The organism is Niveispirillum fermenti (assembly GCF_052474395.1).
In genome coordinates this window covers 1951150-1972162 of the sequence record NZ_CP156681.1, presented here as the reverse complement: position 1 = coordinate 1972162, position 21013 = coordinate 1951150, and the positions used below count along the sequence as shown (strand labels likewise).

Sequence of the window (21013 nt, the reverse complement as noted above, 5' to 3'; positions counted from 1 at the left end):
TCCCCCGCGCCGGTCCGGAACCGGTGAAATCCGAGCCGATCCGGCAGCGAAATGATACAGGCAATGGTGCCATGCAGGGGCTTGACGATGATTATCGGCAGGTCGGGGAAATTTCCATGTTGCCAAGCCCAAATCCCTTTGATAGAAGCACGCCCACTTCACCACGACGGCGCCCCGATAGCTCAGTGGTAGAGCAACCGCTTCGTAAGCGGTAGGCCGTTGGTTCAAATCCAACTCGGGGCACCATTCCTCATCCTGAGGAAGGCGTTGTGGCTGTGGTGAAAGGGCCCGTTGGGTCCTTTTTTGTTGCCCGACGATAGGCGGTCTGCGATGACCCGCCGCTTCACCCTTCCTTTGCACGATCGCTGATCGATTGCTGGGCGTCCTGCCAGGCGCGCAAATCTTCCGGCATCGGGGGGCTTTCCATCGCCACGCCCATATGGCGCATCAGTTCGTCGGTGCCTATGGTCCGCCCGCGTTCCCGAAACACGGCCTGGACCACGATCACCGCGGCCAGATGGCCGTCGACCGTCTCGAACCGCTGTTCCAGATAGATCCATTTGCCTTCCCAGCACAGGACCCGCGTCTTCAGCCGATAAGGCTGGGCCGGTTTCAGTTCGCGCCGGAAGCGGATGGTGGCGGCCCCCAGCACGGGCGCCCATTTGCGTTTCAGGATCAGGCCCAGCATGCCCGACCGGATCATCATATCCACCCGCCCCAGATCGGCCAGGGTGAAGTACCGGCCGTTGTTCATATGCAGGTTCGTATCGATATCATTCAGCCAGACGCGCAGGCCCAGGTCGGATGTGTCCAGGGGACCGAAGGGCCGGCGGGACAGCAGCGCCATGACGACGACGCGCAACAATCGGAAAATCAGGTTCATGCGGCATCCGGCGGAATGAAAATGGGCGGCACCGGTCACGGCGCCGCCCTGTCATGGGCAAAAGGCAGAGTCGGGGGACGACAGGTGGGAAATCAAGCCCGCAATGCGCCCCCACCCTCCCTGCGCCCCACCCTCCCTTTGCATCAGATATAGAAGTGGATCTGTGTCCGGTCATAGCCCGTGCCGATCATCACCGGCTGCCCCTTAACGACTGGCAAGTCATGGTTGAAGAAATAGACCGCCTGCTTCCAATGATTGGTGCGGGTTGCCGATTTGCTGTGATAATCGACGCTTTCATCCATGTGCAGGTCGAACCAGAAGGCCACGCCATGAGCGATGCCGGTTTCCGACGCCGTGACGGTCAGCACCTTGGCGTCGCTGTCGGGCATGTTCTTATAGAAATCAAAGAACCAGGCCTTTTCCGGTTCCGACAGCATGCGGTGGGGATCGGCCGCCAGATCGATGGTGGCATAGCCCGGCGTGCGGAACTGGTCGAACTTCGACATGTCGAAGCCGGAAATGGTGCGCACGGGGCTGATGCGGCGCAGGTCATCGGCCTGGATCAGGGCGCAATGCACCGTGGCCGCCGCCGGAATGATCTTGGCATCCGGCTTCAGCAGGTTCTGGCGGGCATGCTGCAGGATGGTCAGCATGTCCGGCGCCAGCATGCCGACATTGATCAGTTCCGACACGAAGACATCGGCCTTCTCCGGCATGTCCTGGCCCAGCACGAGGTCGGTTGACTTCTTGCCGATCACCGTGACGCGATCGGCATAGCCATTGAGCGCCACGGTCTCGCGCGCCACCTCCACCAGGGGCTTGTGCATCTCGCAGGTATAGACGTGATGGGCGCCGGCCCGCGCCGCCATCATGGCCACCAGGGCGGACCCCGTGCCGATCTCCAGCACCTTGTCGCCGGGCTTCACGGCGTTCAGCAGGGCCGCTTCGTAGGCGTCGTTGCGTTCATGATCGTTGATCATGGGAATATGCCAGGCGGGGATCTGCGTGGACCGCAGAAGCTGGAGTGCGAACAGCACGGCGGCATTGTCGGGCATGCGGTTATGGACGCCTGTCAGAAGGGCCACCGCATCCTCGATCCGGTTCTGACCCTGGAAGACCTGGGCTAGGCCGATGGCGGCCTCTGCCCGGCTGGGATCGCCGGCCAGCACATTGGCGAACAGGCGGCCCGCTTCGTCCAGCCGGTCGGTGTAAAGCAGCAGGGCGGCCAGATTATAAGCCGCATCCAGGTTGCGCGGAGCCAGCGCCAGGGAATGGCGGAAGCAGAACTCAGCCTCGGACAGGCTGCCCTGTTCGCGCAGGGTATTGCCCAGATTATTGTGGCCTTCCGCATAATTGGGACGCAACACCACCGCCTGGCGGAAGCAGCGTTCCGCCTCCATCAACTTGCCCTGAGCGCGCAGCGCGTTGCCCAGATTGTTGTGGGAAACGGCATTGGTCTCCTCCAGCGCCACGGCGCGCGCGAATTCGTGCTCCGCCTCTGCGAAGCGGCGGCAGCCGTAAAGCAGCACGCCGCGGCTGTTGTGATATTCGGCGCGGGATTCGTCCAGTTCGATGGCCTTGGCGAACAGCTCGTTGGCCTCCGCCGCCCGATTGGCCCGCAGGGCGATGATGCCCAGCAGATGGGTGGCCTCCGAATGTTCCGGTTCGGCCTGCAGCGCCGTGCGGCAGCTCATCTCGGCCTCGGCCAGGTAGCCGGCCATCAGGTGCTGACGGGAGATGCTGACGCAATCCTGGACGAAGGACATGGGATGGCTCCTTGGCTCTGCTGTCTTGGGGGCCCGTCCGGGCCAATTCGGTTCGGACGAGATAAAAGCAAAGCGCGTGCCAACAGAGGGAATATCCAGGATTTGCGGGGTTCTCCGGCATGTCGGCAAAAGCTGCCCCGGTCCCGGCCACAGGACAGGGGAGAAAATGCCCGGCCATGACCCGGCAATTCCATCCCGGTCCATCCCGGCTCCCGACGCCGGGTGCCGGTGGCTCAGATGGGCCCGTCCCCCGCACGGCGATAAGGGCCGGCAGCGGCCAGATCCGCAATATGGTCGCCCATGGCCTCCCGCTCCCGCGCCAGGAAATCGGCCACGGCCCGGCGCAGGCCCGGATGCACCAGATAATGGGCCGACCAGGTTTCCACGGGCAGATAGCCGCGCTGGATCTTGTGTTCGCCCTGGGCCCCGCCCTCCACCCGTGACAGGCCATGGTCGATGGCGAAATCGATGGCGCGGTAATAGCAGGCTTCGAAATGCAGGAAGGGATGGTCGCCCACCCCGCCCCAGTTGCGGCCATAGAGCGTGCGGGCGCCCATCAGGTTCAACGCCCCGCCGATCCAGCGCCCGCCCTCACGCGCCATGACCAGCACGGCATTGTCGGCCATGTCCGCCCCCAGGCGGAGAAAGAAATCGCGTGTCAGGTAGGGCTGACCCCATTTGCGGTCCGACGTGGCCCGATAGAGCCGGTCGAAAGCGGCCCAATGTTCCTCGCGCAGGTCGCCTCCCGTCAGGGTCAGCAGTTCCACGCCGCTATAGGCCACGGCCTGCCGTTCCTTGCGCACGGCCTTGCGTTTGCGTGAACTGAGGCTGGCCAGGAAATCGTCGAAGCCGCGATAGCCCCGGTTCTCCCAATGGAATTGCGTGCCCAGCCGCAGCAGCCAGCCGGCCCTGCGGAAGCAATCCACATCCGCAGGGGCGGCAAAGGTGACATGCACACCGGATAGCCCGCTCTCCCCCGCGATCCCTTCCAGCGCGCGGATCAGGGTGGCCGGCAGCCCCGGCGGCGCACCGGCGCGGACCAGCAGACGCGGCCCCGTCACGGGCGTGAAGGGCACGCTGGATTGCAGCTTGGGATAATAGCGGCCCCCGGCCCGTTCGAACGCATCGGCCCAGCCATGGTCGAACACATATTCGCCGTAGGAATGATATTTCAGGTAAAGCGGCATCACGGCCAGCAGCAGGCCGGCCGCATCCCGCACCGTCAGGTGGCGGGGGTCCCAGCCCGTATCGCCCCCCACCGAACCGCTCTGTTCCAGGATCGACAGAAACCGGTGCGACAGGAAGGGATTGTCATCCCCTCCCGGGCTGCCGGCCAGGCAGGCATCCCACTCCTGCGCTCCCACGGCGCCGATGGCATCGACAAGGCGGATGGTGAGGGCGGGTGGTACCTGTTCCGGATCGGTCATGTGCGACCTCGGGCGTCGGGGTTGCAGGGGACGGGATCATTCCCGGAACAGGGTGCGCCACTCCACCAGGCCGAAATGGCCCGATGCCCAGGCCAGCAGGACCAGCACGGCCGACAGCACCGATGTCCACAGGAACTTCTTCAGGATCTGGGGGCGCGCGGGCGCGCCCGGCTGGTGGCCGACCTGCTCCACCTCCTCCCGCTTGACGCCAAAGGGCAGGACCATGAACAGCACGGTCCACCAGACGGTGAAATAGATGGCACCCCAGGTCGCCCAGCCCATGATCTTCCTCCCCGCCTCCGCGTTGCGTCAGACCTGCTCGATCTCGACCAGGGTACCGAACAGGTCCTTGGGGTGCAGGAACAGCACGGGCTTGCCATGCGCGCCGATCCGCGGCTCCCCATCGCCCAGCACACGCAACCCGTCGGCCTTCAGCTTATCGCGCGAGGCGATGATGTCCTCCACCTCGTAGCAGACATGGTGGATGCCGCCGGCGGGGTTGTTGGCCAGGAACTTGGCGATGGTGCTGCCCTCCCCCAGCGGGTGCAGCAATTCGATCTTGGTGTTAGGCAATTCGACGAACACCGTGGTCACACCATGTTCGGGCAGGTCAAGCGGCGCCGACACGGTGGCGCCCAGCGTGCTGCGATAGGTTTCCGTCGCCACGGCCAGGTCCGGCACCACGATGGCCACATGGTTCAAACGACCGATCATCACCCACTCCTCATTTTATCGTTTGTTCGCCCAACAGATAGCCACGGGAGACACCTGCGTCACCCGTGACAAATCGGCACGACGGCCATCCGGCACCGTCAGATGCGGACCAGATGCACCTCTGTCAGGGGTTTGCGCCCCTGGCTGCTGTTGAAGGACCGGCGGATGGCCACGCGCGCCGCCTCCTTCACCTGGGCGTCGTCCTGGCGGGCGGTTTTGGACAGACGCTCCACGGCATCGCGCACGCGGGCGGTCAGGTCGGCCACCTCCTCGGTGATCTCGTCTTCTTCCAGCAGGCCCATGGCCGTCACCTTGGGGTCGGCCAGCAGGTCGCCACGTGGCGTCATGACCAGGGTCACCATGGATACACCGCTTTGCGCCATGCGGGTCCGGCCACGCATGGCCATGTTGCTCAGCGGCACTATGCGCTTGCCGTCGATGCACAGTTTGCCCGCATGGACATGGCCCAGGGTCACGGCCGGACCCGGCGCCAGGCGGATGGCCGCCCCGTCATCGGGCACGATCACTTCCGGTACCTGGCAGTCGCGGGCCAGCGCGGCATGGACCGTCAGGTGCCGATGTTCCCCATGCACAGGCACCGCCACCTTGGGCCGCACCCATTGGTACATCTGCACCAGCTCGTCGCGTGCGGGATGACCGGAGACATGCACGAACTCCTCATCCGCCGTGACGACCTGCACGCCCTGCCGCATGAGGCCATTCTGGATCTTGGCGATGGACTTTTCGTTCCCCGGTATCTCCCGGGCGGAGAAGATCACCACATCGCCGCGTTCGAGCACCACGTCGGGATGATCGTCATTGGCGATGCGGGCCAGGGCAGCCCGCGGTTCCCCCTGGCTGCCCGTGCAGATGACCAGCAGCTTCTCCCGCGGGACGAAGGCCGCCTCCCGTTCCGTGAGGAAGGGCGGCAGATCGGTCAGGTAGCCATTGGCCCGGGCCACCTCGTTGATGCGCCACAGCGACCGTCCGGCCAAGGCGACGCGCCGGCCATGGGCATGGGCCGCCAGCGCGATGGAATGCAGCCGTGCCACGTTGCTGGCAAAGCAGGTGACGGCGATGCGCGTTTCCTTCCATCGTCCGAAAAGCTCGGTCAGGCTGTCCTTCACAGCCGCCTCCGACCCCGACCAGCCGGGCACCATGGCATTGGTGCTGTCGCAGATCATGGCCGTTACGCCCTCGCGCCCAAGCTTCTTCAGCGCATCCTCATCCGCCAGCAGGCCGATGACGGGGTCAGGGTCCAGCTTCCAGTCACCCGTATGCAGGACAGTCCCCGCCGGCGTGCGGATCACCAGGGCATTGGGTTCCGGGATCGAATGGGTAAGGCTGATCAGTTCGAGATCGAAAGGACCCAACTTTACCTTGCCACCCAGGGGAACAACATGGATCGGCACCTTGTCCTGCAAGCCCGTTTCCTGCAGCTTGGCCCGCAGGAAGCCGGCGGCGAACGGCGTACACCAGACGGGGACGCGCAAATCTTCCCACAGGTAAGGGATGGCGCCCAGATGATCCTCATGTGCATGCGTGACAACGATGCCCACCAGATCGCCCAGCCGCTCCTCGATGAAGGCGGTATCAGGCAGGATGATATCCACGCCGGGCGTCGTTTCGTCACCGAAACTAACGCCGAGATCGACCATCAGCCATTTGCCGGCATGATGGTAGAGGTTCAGGTTCATCCCGATCTCGCCGGCCCCGCCCAGCGGCACGAAATGCAGGGCATCGGGCGCGAAATCCATCGTCTGCTTGGGTTTGGCTTCCGTCATTCGGTCCTGAATTCAGTTGGCGATGCTGTTGCGTTCATGGATCAGCCGGAGACCCCGCAACGTCAGGTCCCCATCAATATGGTGGATCATGTCGGTCCCCTCGGCGAACAGACGCACCAGGCCGCCCGTACCGATCACGGTCACCGGCGTCTGCCCGTCCGGCGACAGCTCGGCGATGATCCGCTTCAGGATACCCTCAATCATCCCGGTATAGCCCCAGAACATTCCCGACTGCATGGCCGAAACCGTGCCGCGACCGATGGCCTGCTCCGGCTTGGCAATGTCGACCTTGGGCAATTGTGCGGCCACGCGGTGCAAGGCATCCAGCGACAGGGCCGGGCCGGGCGCGATGACACCCCCGGCAAAGGCCCCGTCGGCATCCACCACATCGAAGGTCGTACCGGTGCCGATATCGATGACGATCAGTGGCGTAGCATAGGATGCGGCGGCCGATATCGCATTGACCAGACGGTCGGCCCCCGCCTCGCGCGGGTTGGTCAGCCGCACCTCCAGCCCCAGATCGACCTGCGGATCGCCGACACGCATGGGCGTGCAGCCAAAATGATCCTCCGTCAGCTTGATCAGCGCATAGGTCTGCGACGGCACCACGCTGGACAGGATCGCTGCGTCGATATCCCCCGGACGGATATTCTTCATCCCCATCAATGTCACCAGCCAGACGGCATATTCGTCCGCCGTGCGCTGGCTGTCGGTGGATATGCGCCAATGGGCCCGCTTCTCATCACCGTCAAAGACGGCGAAGACGACATTGGTATTGCCGGCATCGATGGCCAACAGCATGTCAGGTCTCCCCGCCGGTGAAGAACACGTCACCGGCCGTCACGCGCCGCACGGCGCCACCGCACTCCACCAGAAGGCCCCCCTCCCCGTCCAGATCGACGAAGCGGCCCGTGAAACTCTCCCCCGCCAGCCGCACGGTGACGGCTCCGCCCAGTCCCTGCGCAGCGTTGAGCCAGGCGGCACGGATGGGGGCGAAGCCATGGTCCCGAAAACGACGATACCAGCCATCGAACGATGCGGCATAGGCCGCCAGCACCTGTTCAACCGTGACATCGGCACCGGCAGCCAGCAGCGAGGTCGCGGGATAAAGCGCCTCATCCGGGAAATGGCGGACATTGATGCCCACCCCCAGCACCAGCCATTCCAGCCCGCCCTGCCGGTCCGCTTCGGATTCCAACAGGATGCCGGATATCTTGGCACCATCCACCAGCACATCATTGGGCCATTTCAGCGTCACCCGCCCTGGCACCAGGGCCGACACCGCCTCCCCCACCGCGATGGCCGCGACGAAGGACACCAGCGCCGCCGCGGCCGGCGCCATGCCCGGCCTCAGCACCAGGGAGCAGGCGAGGTTCCCCTCCCCGCTGGTCCAGGCCCGGCCCCGCCGGCCGCGGCCGGCCGTTTGCCGCAGAGCCTGTACCAGGCAGCCCTCCGGCGCACCGGCACGGGCCATGGCCTTGGCCTCATCATTGGTGCTGCCGCACTCTTCTACACGGTTCAGATGAAAAAACGCGGGCAGCCGGGCCGCCCGCGTTTCATCTCGATTGTCAAATCCAGCCACCATGCGCGAAACGCCGGTCACCGGGCCCCGAACAGGGCCGCCGCCGCCGCCGCCGCACCGGTGGTGATCGGCGACAGGAACAGGATATAGACCGGGAAGACGAACAGGGCCGCACCGGCAACCACGATACCGTTCGTCGGTGCCGGATTATCCAGCGGCTCCGTCACGTCATCGAAGTACATCGCCTTAATGACGCGCAGGTAATAGAAACAGGAGATGCCCGACGCGACAACGCCGACGATGGCCAGCGCGTAAAGCTCCGCCTGGATGGCCGGCAGGAACACGGCCCACTTGCCCCAGAAGCCCGCGGCGGGCGGCACGCCGGCCAGCGACCACATGAAGACCGCCATGGCGAAAGCCAGCATGGGATGGGTCTTGGAGAGACCCGCCAGATCGGCGATCTCCTCCACCGCACGGCCATTCTGGCGCATCGACAGGATGATGGCGAAGACGCCGACATTCATGGCCAGATAGATGGCCATGTAGATCAGCACGCCGCGCACACCCTCGACCGAGCCGGCGGACAGCCCGACCAGCGCGTAGCCGATATGGCCAATGGAGCTGTAGGCCATCAGGCGCTTGATGTTCTTCTGCTGGATGGCCCCCAGCGCGCCGATCACCATGGAGGCGGCGGCACAGAACTGGATCACCTGCTGCCACTGGCCCACCAGGTCGCCGAACGGGCCGACCAGCACACGGATGAACAGCGTGATGGCCGCAACCTTGGGCGCCACGGCGAAGAAAGCCGTGACGGAAGTCGGCGCGCCCTCATAGACGTCGGGCGTCCACATATGAAACGGCACGGCGGAAATCTTGAAGGCCAGGCCAGCGGCGACGAACACCATGCCGACAACCACACCCAGCGACGGTGCCCCCTCGGCCGCCGCCAACACGACGGCCAGCTTGTCAAAGCTGGTGGTGCCGGCAAAGCCATAGATCAGCGATGCACCATAGAGCAGCAGGCCGGAGGACAACGCGCCCAGCACGAAATATTTCAGGCCCGCCTCGGTCGACTTGGCCACATCACGCTTGAACGACGCGATGACATAAAGCGCCAGCGATTGCAGTTCCAACCCGACATAGAGCGAGATCAGGTCGTTCGCCGAAACCATGGCCAGCATGCCGAGCGTGGCCAGCACGATCAGCACCGGATACTCGAACCGGGCCACGCGCTCCTTTTCCAGGTAATTGACGGAAAGGATGATGGCCAGGGCGGAAGCGGTGAGGATCAGCAGCTTGGCGAACAGGCCGAAGCTGTCGGCCACGAACAGGCCGTTGAAGGTCACCTGGCGGCCTTCCGGTCCGTTCAGCAGCAGGAACCCCGTCGCGATGAGCGAGGCGACCGACAACCAGGACACGGTGCGAAGGCTGCCGTCGCCCCGGAACACGCCGATCATCAGCAGAACCATGCTGGCAACGGCCAGGAAGATCTCAGGCAGCGCCGGGATCAGGTCGGGAATGGTAGCCATGGCTCAGTTCTCGCTCACCGGAAGGGGCGCCGGGGTTTCGCCGGGTACGTCGGACACCGTGATGGCGGCGTTCTGTGTCACCGTCTCGATCAGACCGGCGGACCGTAGCGACGCCTCGTGATCGGCCAGGATCTTCTCCACGGTCGGGTTGTAGATGTTCTGGAAGCTGGCCGGATACACACCCATGATGATCACGATGGCGACCAGCGGGGCGAAGAAGGTGACCTCCTTCCAGTCCAGATCCTTCATGGCCTTGACCTCGGGCTTCTCCAGCTTGCCGAAGAACAGCTTGCGATAGAGCAGCAGCATATAGGCCGCCCCCAGGACCAGACCGGTGGCCGACAGCAGGCCGTACCAGGTATTGACCTGGAACACGCCCAGCATGGTCAGGAACTCACCGATGAAACCCGAGGTGCCCGGCAGGCCGACCGACGCGAACATGAAAATGGCGAAGACCACGGCATAGCGGGGCATGTTCTTGGCCATGCCGCCATAGGCCGCCATTTCGCGGGTATGCAGGCGATTATAGGCAACGCCGATGCACAGGAAGAGTGCCGCCGACACAAAGGTGTGGCTCAGCATCTGGAACATGGCGCCATCCAGGCCCTGCTGGTTCATGGCGAAGATGCCCATGGACACGTAACCCATATGGGCCACGGAACTGTAGGCGATCATCTTCTTCATATCCGACTGCGCCAGCGCCACCAGCGAGGTGTAGATGATGGCGGCGATCGACATCACGAACACCAGATCCTGGAAGTGGAAGCTGGCTTCCGGCAGCATCTGGATATTGGCGCGGATCAGGCCATAGCCGCCCATCTTCAGCATCACGCCCGCCAGCATCACCGAGCCAGCCGTCGGCGCCTCCACGTGAGCGAAGGGCAGCCAGGTATGGGCCGGCCAGATCGGGGTCTTCACGGCGAAGGCGATGAAGAAGGCCAGCCACAGCCATATCTGCATGTTGCTGGCGAAGGGATAGTCGACCAGCACGCGCATGTCCATGGTGCCGGCTGTCAGATACATGGCCAGGATTGCCAGCAGCATCAGCACCGAACCGACGAAGGTGTAGATGAAGAACTTGTAGGAGGCATAGACGCGGTTGGGACCGCCCCACACGCCGATCATCAGGAACATCGGCAGCAGCACCCCTTCGAAGAAGAGATAGAACAGCACGAAGTCCAGCGCCGTGAACATGCCGACCAGCATGGTCTCCAGCACGAGCAGCGCGATCATGAATTCCTTGACCCGCTTCTCCACCGCTTCCCAGGAAGCCAGCACGCAGATGGGGGTCAGCAGGGTGGAAGCCAGCACGAACCAAACGGAAATGCCGTCGACACCCTTGATATAGGAGATGTTGAAGGCCGGCAGCCAGGCCACCTCCTCCACCAGTTGAAAGCCGGGGTTGGAGGGGTCGAAGCCGGTCAGGATGAACAGCGAGACGATGAAGGTGATGATCGACGTCCACAGCGCCACACTCTTGGCGTTGCGGGCGACCGTCTCCTGCTCTCCGCGGATGAGCAGGATGAACAGGGCGCCGACAAGGGGCAGGAACGTCGTCAGCGAAAGGATCGGCACATCGGCCATTTCGAAAGACTCCCTACCTCAGCGCGCCAGGAAGAACCAGCCGGCCAACACGACCACGCCGATCACCATCACGAAAGCATAATGGTACACATAGCCCGTCTGCAGGCGGCTGGCCGCCAGGGACAGGCGCCGGGTGACGGTTGCGGCCCCGTCCGGGCCCAGCCCATCGATCACCGCGACATCCACACCCTTCCACAGGCCGAAGCCGAGCTTCATGGCCGGGCGCACGAACAACGCATTGTACAGTTCATCGAACATGTACTTCCGGAACACGAAGCCGTGGATGGCCTTGAAGGTATTGACGAAGGCGCCGGGCAGACCGGGAACGAACATGTAGAAGACATAGGCCAGCGCGATACCCGTCACACCCGCCGCCAGCGGGGCATAGGGCACCCAGCCCGGCACATGGTGGGCGGCTTCCACGATCGTCCCGTGCTCACCCGTCAGCATGAAGATGCTGCCGGCCCAGAAGGCATCCATATCGTGGCCCACGAACCAGGGATAGGCGACGAAACCGGCAAACAGGGCACCGATCGACAGGACGATCAGCGGCACCAGCATGACGGCCGGGCTTTCATGCACGTGGGCCATCACCTTCTCAGACGCGCGCGGCTTGCCATGGAAGGTCATGATCAGCAGGCGCCAGGAATAGAAGGCCGTCATGAAGGCGGCGGCAATGCCCATCCAGAAGGCGAAGGAACCGGCAACGCTATGCTTGGCGTAGGCCACTTCCAGGATCATGTCCTTGGAGTAGAAGCCCGCGAAGAACGGGATACCGGCCAGCGCCAGGTTGCCGATCCACATCATGGCATAGGTCACGGGGATCTGCTTCCAGATGCCGCCCATGTTGCGCATGTCCTGCTCGTCCGACATGGCGTGGATTACCGAGCCGGCCCCCAGGAACAGCAGGGCCTTGAAGAAGGCGTGCGTCATCAGGTGGAAGATGGCAGCCGGATAGGCGCCGACACCAATGGCGAAGAACATGTAGCCAAGCTGGCTCATCGTCGAATAGGCGATGACGCGCTTGATGTCGAACTGGGTCAGGCCGATGGTCGCGGCCACGAAAGCGGTCGCCGCTCCCAGATAGGTCACAACCTCCAGGGCCACGGGCGCATATTCGAACACCGGGCTCATCCGGGACAGCATGAAGACGCCGGCGGTCACCATGGTGGCCGCGTGGATCAGCGCCGACACCGGGGTCGGACCTTCCATGGCGTCCGGCAGCCAGGTGTGCAGGCCCAACTGGGCCGACTTGCCCATGGCACCGATGAACAGCAGCAGGCAGGCGCAGGTCAGCGCATGCACTTCCCAGCCCAGGAAGTTGAAGGTGGTATCGGCCTTGGCGGCCGCCTGCTCGAAGATGCCGTCGAACTGGACGGTGCCAAAGATGACGAAGATCGCCATGATGCCCAGCGCAAAGCCGAAATCGCCCACGCGGTTGACCAGGAACGCCTTCATGGAGGCGTCGTTGGCGCTCTTCTTCTCATACCAGAAATTGATCAGCAGGTAGGAGGCGACACCCACGCCCTCCCAGCCGAAGAACATCTGCAGCAGATTGTCGGCCGTGACCAGCATGAGCATCATGAAGGTAAACAGCGACAGATAAGCCATGAAACGTGCCCGGTGCGGGTCGTGGCTCATGTAGCCGACCGAATAGACATGCACCATGGACGACACGCCGTTCACCACGACCAGCATCACGGCGGTCAGCGTATCGATGCGCAGCGACCAGGACACCTCGAAGGTGCCGCTGTCGATCCAGGTAAACAGCTCGACGGTACGCGCGGCCTCGGGTCCGCCGAAACCGATCGTCGCGAACAGGATCACGGACAGGATCGCGGCGGTCAGAACGCCGGCGCAGGTGACGATCTGGGCCCCGCGGTCGCCGATGATGCGCCCGAAGAACCCGGCGATGAAGGCGCCCAGCAGGGGCAGGAAGATGGCAGCGATTTCCATGATGCCCGCCTCAACCCTTCATCATGTTGATGTCTTCAACCGCGATCGTGCCGCGATTGCGGAAATAGACCACCAGGATCGCCAGACCGATGGCGGCCTCCGCCGCGGCCACGGTCAGGATGAACATGGTGAAAATCTGTCCCACCAGATCGTTCAGATAGACGGAGAAGGCCACCAGGTTGATGTTGACGGCGAGAAGGATCATCTCGACCGACATCAGGATGATGATGACGTTCTTCCGGTTCAGGAAAATCCCGAACACGCCGATGGTGAAGAGGATGGCCGACAGCGTCAGGTAATGCGCCAGGCCGATAGAGCCGAATTCCATGATCAGACGCCCCCCCGCGTCGGGACCTTGCGTACCTGCACAACCTCGTCCCGCTTCCGGTCGAGCTGCTGGCCGATCTGCTGGCGGCGGACGCCGGGGCGCGACCGGAGCGTCAGCACAATGGCACCGATCATCGCGACCAGCAGGATCAGGCCGGAAACCTGGAAGGCGTACACATAGTCGGTATAGAGGATCTGGCCGATGGCCTCCGTATTGGTCACCTGATCGACCGGCGGGATCGGCGCATTGTCGGCCGTGCCCCCGACCGGACCGCCAGCCAGTTGCGTGACGGCCAGGAACACCAGTTCCACCGCCAGGATGGCACCGATCACCAGCCCGACCGGCATGTAGCGCATGAAGCCCTGTCGCAATTCCTGGAAATTGATGTCGAGCATCATCACCACGAACAGGAACAGCACCGCCACGGCGCCGACATAGACGATGACCAGGATCATGGCCACGAATTCAGCACCGATCAGCACAAACAGGCCGGCGGCGTTGAAGAAGGCCAGGATCAGGAACAGAACCGAATGCACGGGATTCTTGGCCGTGATCACCTGCACGGCAGATGCCAGCAGGACGAAAGCGAACGCATAGAATGCGACAGCGGTCAGTGTCATGTTACGCCGCCTCCGGCGCTGTGGTCATCGGGTACTGGGTCACGGAGGATACTCCGGGCGAAGGACGGGAGACGGCCGGCGAACCGGCCGCCCATGGTGATTAGCGGTAAGGTGCGTCGGCCGCGAGATTGGCCGCGATCTGGGCTTCCCAGCGGTCACCGTTGGCCAGCAGCTTTTCCTTGTTATAGTAAAGCTCCTCGCGGGTTTCCGTCGCGAATTCCAGGTTCGGCCCCTCCACGATGGCATCCACCGGGCAGGCTTCCTGGCACAGACCACAATAGATGCACTTCACCATGTCGATGTCGTAGCGCGTGGTCCGGCGGCTGCCATCCTCGCGCGGTTCGGCCTCGATCGTGATGGCCAGCGCCGGGCAGATGGCCTCGCACAGCTTGCACGCGATGCAGCGTTCCTCCCCATTGGGATAACGGCGCAGGGCATGCTCGCCGCGAAAGCGCGGGCTGGTCGGACCGCGTTCGAACGGATAGTTCAGGGTCACGCGCGGACGGAACATGTAGCTGAAGGTCAGCGACATGCCCTTCACGAGTTCCCACAAGAACAGGCCGCGCGCGGTACGGTCGAGCAGGGCCATGGTTCACCTCCATCATCGGGCGGCGGCCCCCGGCCCCCGCCCCCACGAAATCAGTTTGGCAGCAGGTCGAAATAGACGAGCACACCAGCGGTCAGCACCACCCAGATCAGCGAGAAGGGCAGGAAAACCTTCCAACCCAGACGCATGAGCTGGTCATACCGGTAGCGCGGCAGCGTGGCGCGCACCCAGATGAAACAGAACAGCACGAAGCAGATCTTGGCGATGAACCACAGCGGACCGGGTATCCAGTTCAACGGCGCAATGTCCAGCGGCGGCAGCCAGCCGCCCAGGAACAGCACCGTGGTCATGCCGCTCATCAGGATCATGTTGATATATTCGCCCAGGAAGAACAGGGCGAAGGTCATCGACGAATATTCGACGTTGAAACCACCGGACAGTTCGGATTCACCTTCCGGCAAGTCGAACGGGGCACGGTTGGTTTCCGCCAGCGCCGAAATGAAGAAGATGATGAACATCGGGAACAGCGGGATGAAGAACCAGACATTCTTCTGCGCTTCCACGATGGTCGACAGGTTCAAAGAGCCGACGCACAGCAGCACGGTGATGATGACGAGACCGATGGAGACCTCATAGGAGACCATCTGCGCCGCGGCACGCAACCCGCCCAGGAAGGCGTATTTCGAGTTGGATGCCCAGCCCGCCATGATGATGCCATAGACACCCAGCGAACTGATGGCGAAGAGATAAAGGACACCGACATTGATATCCGCCAGCACCAGCCCTTCACCGAACGGGATCACGGCCCAGGCGACCAGGGCCAGCAGGAAGGTCAGCATCGGCGCGGCCACGAAGACGACGCGGTTGGCGCCCGACGGGATGATCGTTTCCTTGGCCAGCAGCTTCAGACCGTCGGCGAAGGGCTGCAGCAGACCAAAGGGCCCCACCAGATTGGGACCCTGGCGAAGCTGCATGGCGGCCATCACCTTGCGCTCGAAATAGGTCAGCATGGCCATGCCGATCAGCAGCGGCACAACGATGACCAGAATGCCCGCGACGATGCGAACGATCAGCGGCAGTTGATCCCACAATTCCCACATCGTCACTTACTCCGCCGCCGCGGCCGCGATGGCCGGCTTCAGAAAGGCTTCCGTGCATTCAGCCATGGTCTGCGACGCGCGGCTGATCGGATCGGTCATGTAGAAATTCTCGATCGGCGAGGTGAAATGTGCATCGGCAACATTGCCTTCCGCACCGAACGCAGCCCATGCCGCCGGGACCACGCGATCCAGCGTCGCGAAGACGGGGTTCACCTGCACCATGCGCTGGCGCACCTGGGTCAGCGTGTCGTAGGGCAGGGCCTGGCCCAGTTCACCCGACAGGGCGCGGATGATCTTCCAATCCTCCCGCGCCTCTCCCAGCGGGAAGGTGGCCAGCCGGGCCTGCTGCACACGGCCTTCGGTATTGACGTAGGTGGCGTTCTTCTCGGTATAGGCGGCACCCGGCAGGATGACGTCGGCGCGATGGGCGCCACGGTCGCCATGGTGGCCCTGATAAATCACGAAGGCATTGCCGAACTTTGACGCATCAATCTCATCCGCGCCCAGCAGGTAGACCGCCTCGATCTCCCCCGACTGCGTCCCGGCCAGGATGCCGGAAAGGTCGCGCCCGCCGGAACCCGGCAGGAAGCCGGCATCCAGCGCACCCACGCGGCCGGCGGCCAGGTGCAGTACGTTGAAACCGTTCCAGTCGTCGCGCACGGCCCCAACCGTTTCCGCCAGGGCGCGCGCCGCGGCCTGCACGGCCGGACCATCACCACGGCGCAGCGCCGCAGCACCCAGGATGATCAGCGGGTTCTTGGCACCCTTCAGCACCTCGGCGAACGGATGGGCGCCACTGATCAGATCGGCCAGCACGGAACCGGAATTGCCCAGCCATTCGGTCGGGAAGGTCAGGTCCACATTCTGGCCGATGACGGCCACCTTCTTCAGCTTGCCGGTCAGGTAGGTCTTGCGCAGGCGGGCATTGACCAGCGACGCTTCCCAGCGCGGATTGGTACCGATCAGCAGCACCGCGTCGGCATTCTCGATGCCGGCGATCGTGCTATTAAAGACATAGCCGGCGCGCGCGCTGGTATCGAAGCTGGCGCCATCCTGCCGGCAATCCAGGTTCGCTGATCCCAGCGCCGTCAGCAGGTCCTTCAGCGCAACCGTGCTTTCCACATCGACCAGATCACCCGCAATGCCGGCGATCCGGTTGCCCGGCACATTGGCCAGCCGCGTCCGGATGGCCGCGAAAGCCTCCGCCCAGGTGGCGGGCTTCAGCTTGCCGTCGGCGCCCCGCACATAGGGACGGTCCAGACGCTGGCGCTTCAGGCCATCGATGGCATAGCGCGTCTTGTCAGAAATCCATTCCTCGTTCACATCCTCGTTCAGACGGGGCAGAACGCGCAGAACTTCCCCACCGCGGAAGTCGATGCGGATGTTGGAACCGACCGCGTCCATGACATCCACGCTCTCGGTCTTGCGCAGTTCCCAAGGGCGGGCATTGAACGCATAGGGGCGGCTGGTCAGCGCCCCGACGGGACAGACATCGACCAGATTGCCCGACAGTTCGGAATTGACGCCGGCTTCCAGCGCCGGGGTGATCTCCAGATGCTCGCCACGGGCGAGACCACCCAGCGCCGCCACACCGGCGATCTCATCCACGAAACGGATGCAGCGCGTGCATTGGATGCAGCGCGTCATATAGGTCTTGATCAGCGGACCCATGTATTTTTCGCTGACGGTCCGCTTGTTCTCCTCGAACCGGCTGCGGTCATAGCCGTAGGAGACGGCCTGATCCTGCAGATCGCATTCGCCGCCCTGGTCGCAGATGGGGCAATCCAGCGGATGGTTGATCAGCAGGAATTCCATCACGCCCTTGCGGGCCTTGTGGACGTTCGGGGTGTTGGTCCTCACCACCATGCCCTCGCCCACCGGCAGCGCGCAGCTGGCCGCAGGCTTCGGCATGCGCTCCACCTCCACCAGGCACATGCGGCAGTTGGCCGGCACGGACAGGCGTTCGTGATAGCAGAAGCGCGGCACCTCGATGCCGAGCTGTTCGCAGGCCTGCAGCACTGAGGTGCCGGGAGCGACTTCGATTTCGACGCCGTCGATGGTTAGCTTGGGCATGATATCCTCTTCGCCCCCGACTTACTCTGCCGCCACGCGCACGCCGCGTTCGGCGTGCGTGCGGTATTCCAGGATACGGCGTTCCACCTCGGGCCGGAAATGCCGCATCAGACCCTGGATCGGCCATGCCGCCGCATCACCCAGCGCGCAGATGGTATGACCCTCGATCTGCTTGGTGACGTCCAGCAGCATGTCGATCTCTTCGACATGCGCCTGCCCTCTGACCAGCCGCTCCATCACGCGCCACATCCAGCCCGTGCCCTCACGGCACGGCGTACACTGGCCGCAGCTTTCATGCATGTAGAACTTGGACAGGCGGGCGATGGCCTTCACGATGTCGGTGGACTTGTCCATCACGATCACGGCGGCCGTGCCCAAACCTGAGCGGACCTCGCGCAGGCTGTCGAAATCCATCAGGACCGTGTCGCAGATTTCCTTGGGCAGCAGCGGAACCGAGGAACCGCCGGGAATGATGGCCAGCAAATTGTCCCAGCCGCCACGCACGCCGCCGCAATGCTTCTCGATCAGTTCCTTCAGCGGGATGCCCATCTCCTCTTCCACCGTCGCCGGCTGATTGACATGGCCCGACACGCAGAACAGCTTGGTGCCGCTGTTCTTGGGACGGCCCAGATTGGCGAACCAGGAGGAACCACGGCGCAGGATGGTGGGCACCACGGCAATGGACTCGACATTGTTCACCGTCGTCGGACGGCTGTAGAGACCGGCCATGGCGGGGAACGGGGGCTTGTTGCGGGGCTGGCCCTTCTTGCCTTCCAGGCTTTCGATCAGCGCCGTCTCTTCGCCGCAGATATAGGCGCCGGCTCCCAGATGCAGATAGACATCGTGGTCGTAGCCGGAGCCGCAGGCATTCTTGCCAATCAGGCCGGAGGCGTAAGCCTCGTCGATGGCCCGCTGGACGTTGGCGGCCTCATGATAGAACTCGCCACGGATATAGATATAGGTCGCCGTGGCGCCGATGGCGAAACCGGCGATCAGGCAGCCTTCGATCAGCTTGTGCGGATCATGGCGCATGATTTCCCGGTCCTTGCAGGTACCGGGCTCGCCCTCGTCGGCATTGACCACCAGATAAACGGGGCCATTGCTGGTCTTGGGCATGAAGGACCATTTCATGCCGGTGGAGAAGCCGGCGCCGCCACGGCCGCGCAGGCCCGAATCCTTCACCAGTTCAATGATCTTCTCCCGGCCCAGATCCAGGATGTCCTTGGTGCCGGCCCAATCGCCACGGGTCTTCGCCCCTTCCAGGAAGGGGCTTTCGAAACCGTAAAGGTTGGTGAAGATGCGGTCTTCATCGCGAAGCATGGTTCACCCCCCGCTCAAGCCTGGCCAGCGGGCTTCACGCCCGCCCTGGTGGCCGATTCCGTCAGCGTGGTCGGCCCGCCGATGGGGCAGGACCGGATGCGGCCGTTCTGCGGCCCCCCTTCCGGCTTTTCACCACGGGCCAGCGCGTCCAGGATTTTGCCTGTCGTCTCGGCCGTCAGATCCTCGTAGAAATCATCGCCGATCTGCATCATGGGCGCGTTCACGCAGGCGCCCAGGCATTCCACCTCGATCACGGTGAACTGCCCGTCCTGCGTCGTCTGGCCCGGCTTGATGCCCAGCTTGCTCTCACAGGCGTGCAGCACCTCGTCCGATCCCCGCAGCCAGCAGGGCGTGGTGGTGCAGACCTGGACGAAATGCTTACCCACCGGCTTCAGATTGTACATCGTGTAGAAGCTGGCCACTTCCATGGCGCGGATGGGGGCAATGTCCAGGAAGGTCGCGACATAATCGATGGCCACCTTGGGCAGCCAGCCGCCATTCTGGCGCTGTGCCAGATCAAGCAGCGGCATCACCGCGCTCTGCCGGCGGCCTTCGGGATACTTGGCGATGATGCGCTTGGCCAGTTCGAGATTCTCGTCCGTGAACTCGAAGCTGGTCGGCTCCGCCACCGCGGGGCCGGAATGATGGGCGGCACTCATCGATCGATCTCTCCGAACACGATGTCCATGGAACCGATGATCGCCACGGCGTCGGCGAGCATGTGACCCTTGGACATGAAATCCATCGCCTGCAGGTGCGAGAAGCCGGTCGGGCGGATCTTGCAGCGATACGGGCGGTTGGTCCCGTCGGCCACCAGATAGACGCCCAGTTCGCCCTTCGGCGATTCCGTCGCCGTATAGGTCTCGCCGGCTGGCACGTGGTAGCCTTCGGTATAAAGCTTGAAATGGTGGATCAGCGCTTCCATCGAGCGCTTCATCTCCCCGCGGGAAGGAGGGGTCACCTTGCGGTCATCCACCTTCACGGGGCCGGTGGTACGGGACAGCTTGTCAAGCGCCTGACGGATGATGGAGATGGACTGCTTCATCTCCTCCATCCGGACCAGATAGCGGGCATAGCAATCACCCGTCAGGCCGACGGGGATGTCGAACTCGAACTCCTCGTAGCTGTCATAGGGCTGCGCCTTGCGCAGGTCCCAGGCCACGTTGGAGCCGCGCAGCATGGGGCCGGTGAAACCCCAGGCCAGCGCGTCGGCCGCGGAGACGACACCGATATCGACCGTGCGCTGCTTGAACACGCGGTTCTCGGACAAAAGGCCTTCCAGGTCCGACATGAATTTCGGGAAGGTCTCGATATAGGCGTAGATATCGTCGGCCAGCCCGGCGGGCAGGTCCAGGTTGACGCCACCAGGCCGGAAATAGTTGGCGTGCATGCGGGCACCCGACACCCGCTCATAGAACTCCATCAGCTTCTCACGCTCCTCGAAGCCCCAGAGGGCGGGCGTGATGGCACCGACATCCAGCGCGAAGGTCGTGAGGTTCAGCAGATGGTTCAGCACGCGGGTGATTTCCGCGTAGAGCACACGGATATATTGGCCACGCTTGGGCGGTGTGATGCCCAGCAGTTTCTCCACCGCCAGCACCCAGGTATGCTCCATCGACATCGGTGAAACATAGTCCAGCCGGTCGAAATAGGGCGTGGCCTGGGTATAGGTCTTGTACTCGATCAGCTTCTCGGTGCCGCGATGCAGCAGGCCGATATGCGGATCGGCCCGCTCCACGATCTCGCCATCCATCTCCATCACCAGGCGCAGCACGCCATGCGCGGCCGGATGCTGGGGACCGAAATTCATGGTCAACGGCTTGATCTGCACCTCGGCCGGATTGGCCGGCGCGGTGTTCA

At 63.5% G+C, this 21013-nt stretch carries 19 protein-coding genes and 1 tRNA gene; 1 reads left to right on the top strand and 19 read right to left on the bottom strand.

The genetic code is table 11. From position 1 onward, the window contains the following. The first annotated feature begins 171 nt into the window (after window positions 1-171). Window positions 172-246: transfer RNA gene (locus ABC728_RS20400), tRNA-Thr, on the top strand. A 97-nt stretch (window positions 247-343) separates the two neighbouring features. Here the strand turns inward: ABC728_RS20400 and ABC728_RS20395 are convergent. From ABC728_RS20395 to ABC728_RS20305, 19 genes are all read right to left on the bottom strand, one after another. Further along, window positions 344-883 carry a thioesterase family protein gene (locus tag ABC728_RS20395; RefSeq protein ID WP_416617581.1) on the bottom strand — a complete coding sequence of 180 codons (540 nt, stop codon included), beginning with the start codon at window positions 881-883 and terminating at the stop codon, window positions 344-346. Window positions 884-1026: 143 nt separating this feature from the next. Continuing rightward, window positions 1027-2649, bottom strand: coding sequence for a tetratricopeptide repeat protein (locus ABC728_RS20390; RefSeq protein WP_416617582.1), 1623 nt, complete (start codon window positions 2647-2649; stop codon window positions 1027-1029). 233 nt (window positions 2650-2882) lie between these two features. Continuing rightward, window positions 2883-4076, bottom strand: a complete 1194-nt coding sequence (locus ABC728_RS20385) for a GNAT family N-acetyltransferase (protein ID WP_416617583.1) — start codon at window positions 4074-4076, stop codon at window positions 2883-2885. A 36-nt stretch (window positions 4077-4112) separates the two neighbouring features. Continuing rightward, entirely contained in the window at window positions 4113-4358 is a 246-nt protein-coding gene (locus tag ABC728_RS20380) for a DUF1467 family protein (protein WP_416617584.1), read from the bottom strand. A gap of 27 nt (window positions 4359-4385) precedes the next feature. Further along, entirely contained in the window at window positions 4386-4790 is a 405-nt protein-coding gene (gene mce, locus ABC728_RS20375) for a methylmalonyl-CoA epimerase (protein WP_416617585.1), read from the bottom strand. A 98-nt stretch (window positions 4791-4888) separates the two neighbouring features. Further along, window positions 4889-6574: a ribonuclease J gene (locus tag ABC728_RS20370; RefSeq protein WP_416617586.1), complete on the bottom strand. Its 1686-nt coding sequence runs from the start codon at window positions 6572-6574 to the stop codon at window positions 4889-4891. Window positions 6575-6586: 12 nt separating this feature from the next. Continuing rightward, a complete protein-coding gene (locus ABC728_RS20365; RefSeq protein ID WP_416617587.1) occupies window positions 6587-7375 on the bottom strand; it encodes a type III pantothenate kinase in 789 nt (262 codons plus the stop codon). A gap of 1 nt (window position 7376) precedes the next feature. Further along, a complete protein-coding gene (locus ABC728_RS20360) occupies window positions 7377-8048 on the bottom strand; it encodes a biotin--[acetyl-CoA-carboxylase] ligase (RefSeq protein WP_445376476.1) in 672 nt (223 codons plus the stop codon). 125 nt (window positions 8049-8173) lie between these two features. Further along, window positions 8174-9625 carry an NADH-quinone oxidoreductase subunit NuoN gene (nuoN, locus tag ABC728_RS20355; protein ID WP_416617589.1) on the bottom strand — a complete coding sequence of 484 codons (1452 nt, stop codon included), beginning with the start codon at window positions 9623-9625 and terminating at the stop codon, window positions 8174-8176. A gap of 3 nt (window positions 9626-9628) precedes the next feature. Further along, on the bottom strand, window positions 9629-11209 hold the full coding sequence (locus ABC728_RS20350; RefSeq protein ID WP_416617590.1) for an NADH-quinone oxidoreductase subunit M: 1581 nt from the start codon (window positions 11207-11209) through the stop codon (window positions 9629-9631). Between the two features lie 18 nt (window positions 11210-11227). Further along, window positions 11228-13165 carry an NADH-quinone oxidoreductase subunit L gene (gene nuoL / locus ABC728_RS20345; protein ID WP_416617591.1) on the bottom strand — a complete coding sequence of 646 codons (1938 nt, stop codon included), beginning with the start codon at window positions 13163-13165 and terminating at the stop codon, window positions 11228-11230. 10 nt (window positions 13166-13175) lie between these two features. After that, complete coding sequence (gene nuoK, locus ABC728_RS20340; protein WP_416617592.1) at window positions 13176-13493, bottom strand: NADH-quinone oxidoreductase subunit NuoK; 318 nt, start codon at window positions 13491-13493, stop codon at window positions 13176-13178. 2 nt (window positions 13494-13495) lie between these two features. Then, a complete protein-coding gene (locus tag ABC728_RS20335; protein ID WP_416617593.1) occupies window positions 13496-14113 on the bottom strand; it encodes an NADH-quinone oxidoreductase subunit J in 618 nt (205 codons plus the stop codon). A 100-nt stretch (window positions 14114-14213) separates the two neighbouring features. Beyond that, the gene (gene nuoI, locus ABC728_RS20330) at window positions 14214-14702 is read right to left on the bottom strand and encodes an NADH-quinone oxidoreductase subunit NuoI (RefSeq protein ID WP_416617594.1); all 489 of its coding nucleotides are present in this window, start codon (window positions 14700-14702) and stop codon (window positions 14214-14216) included. A 50-nt stretch (window positions 14703-14752) separates the two neighbouring features. Then, window positions 14753-15760, bottom strand: coding sequence for an NADH-quinone oxidoreductase subunit NuoH (gene nuoH / locus ABC728_RS20325; protein WP_416617595.1), 1008 nt, complete (start codon window positions 15758-15760; stop codon window positions 14753-14755). Window positions 15761-15766: 6 nt separating this feature from the next. Continuing rightward, complete coding sequence (gene nuoG, locus ABC728_RS20320; protein WP_445376475.1) at window positions 15767-17833, bottom strand: NADH-quinone oxidoreductase subunit NuoG; 2067 nt, start codon at window positions 17831-17833, stop codon at window positions 15767-15769. Window positions 17834-17854: 21 nt separating this feature from the next. Further along, window positions 17855-19153 (bottom strand): NADH-quinone oxidoreductase subunit NuoF, encoded by a 1299-nt coding sequence (gene nuoF / locus ABC728_RS20315; RefSeq protein ID WP_416617597.1) that lies wholly within the window; start codon window positions 19151-19153, stop codon window positions 17855-17857. A 14-nt stretch (window positions 19154-19167) separates the two neighbouring features. Then, window positions 19168-19812, bottom strand: coding sequence for an NADH-quinone oxidoreductase subunit NuoE (gene nuoE, locus ABC728_RS20310; RefSeq protein WP_416617598.1), 645 nt, complete (start codon window positions 19810-19812; stop codon window positions 19168-19170). Further along, window positions 19809-20963: an NADH-quinone oxidoreductase subunit D gene (locus ABC728_RS20305; RefSeq protein WP_416617640.1), complete on the bottom strand. Its 1155-nt coding sequence runs from the start codon at window positions 20961-20963 to the stop codon at window positions 19809-19811. The genes nuoE and ABC728_RS20305 overlap by 4 nt, the downstream gene beginning before the upstream one ends. Window positions 20964-21013: the final 50 nt, after the last annotated feature.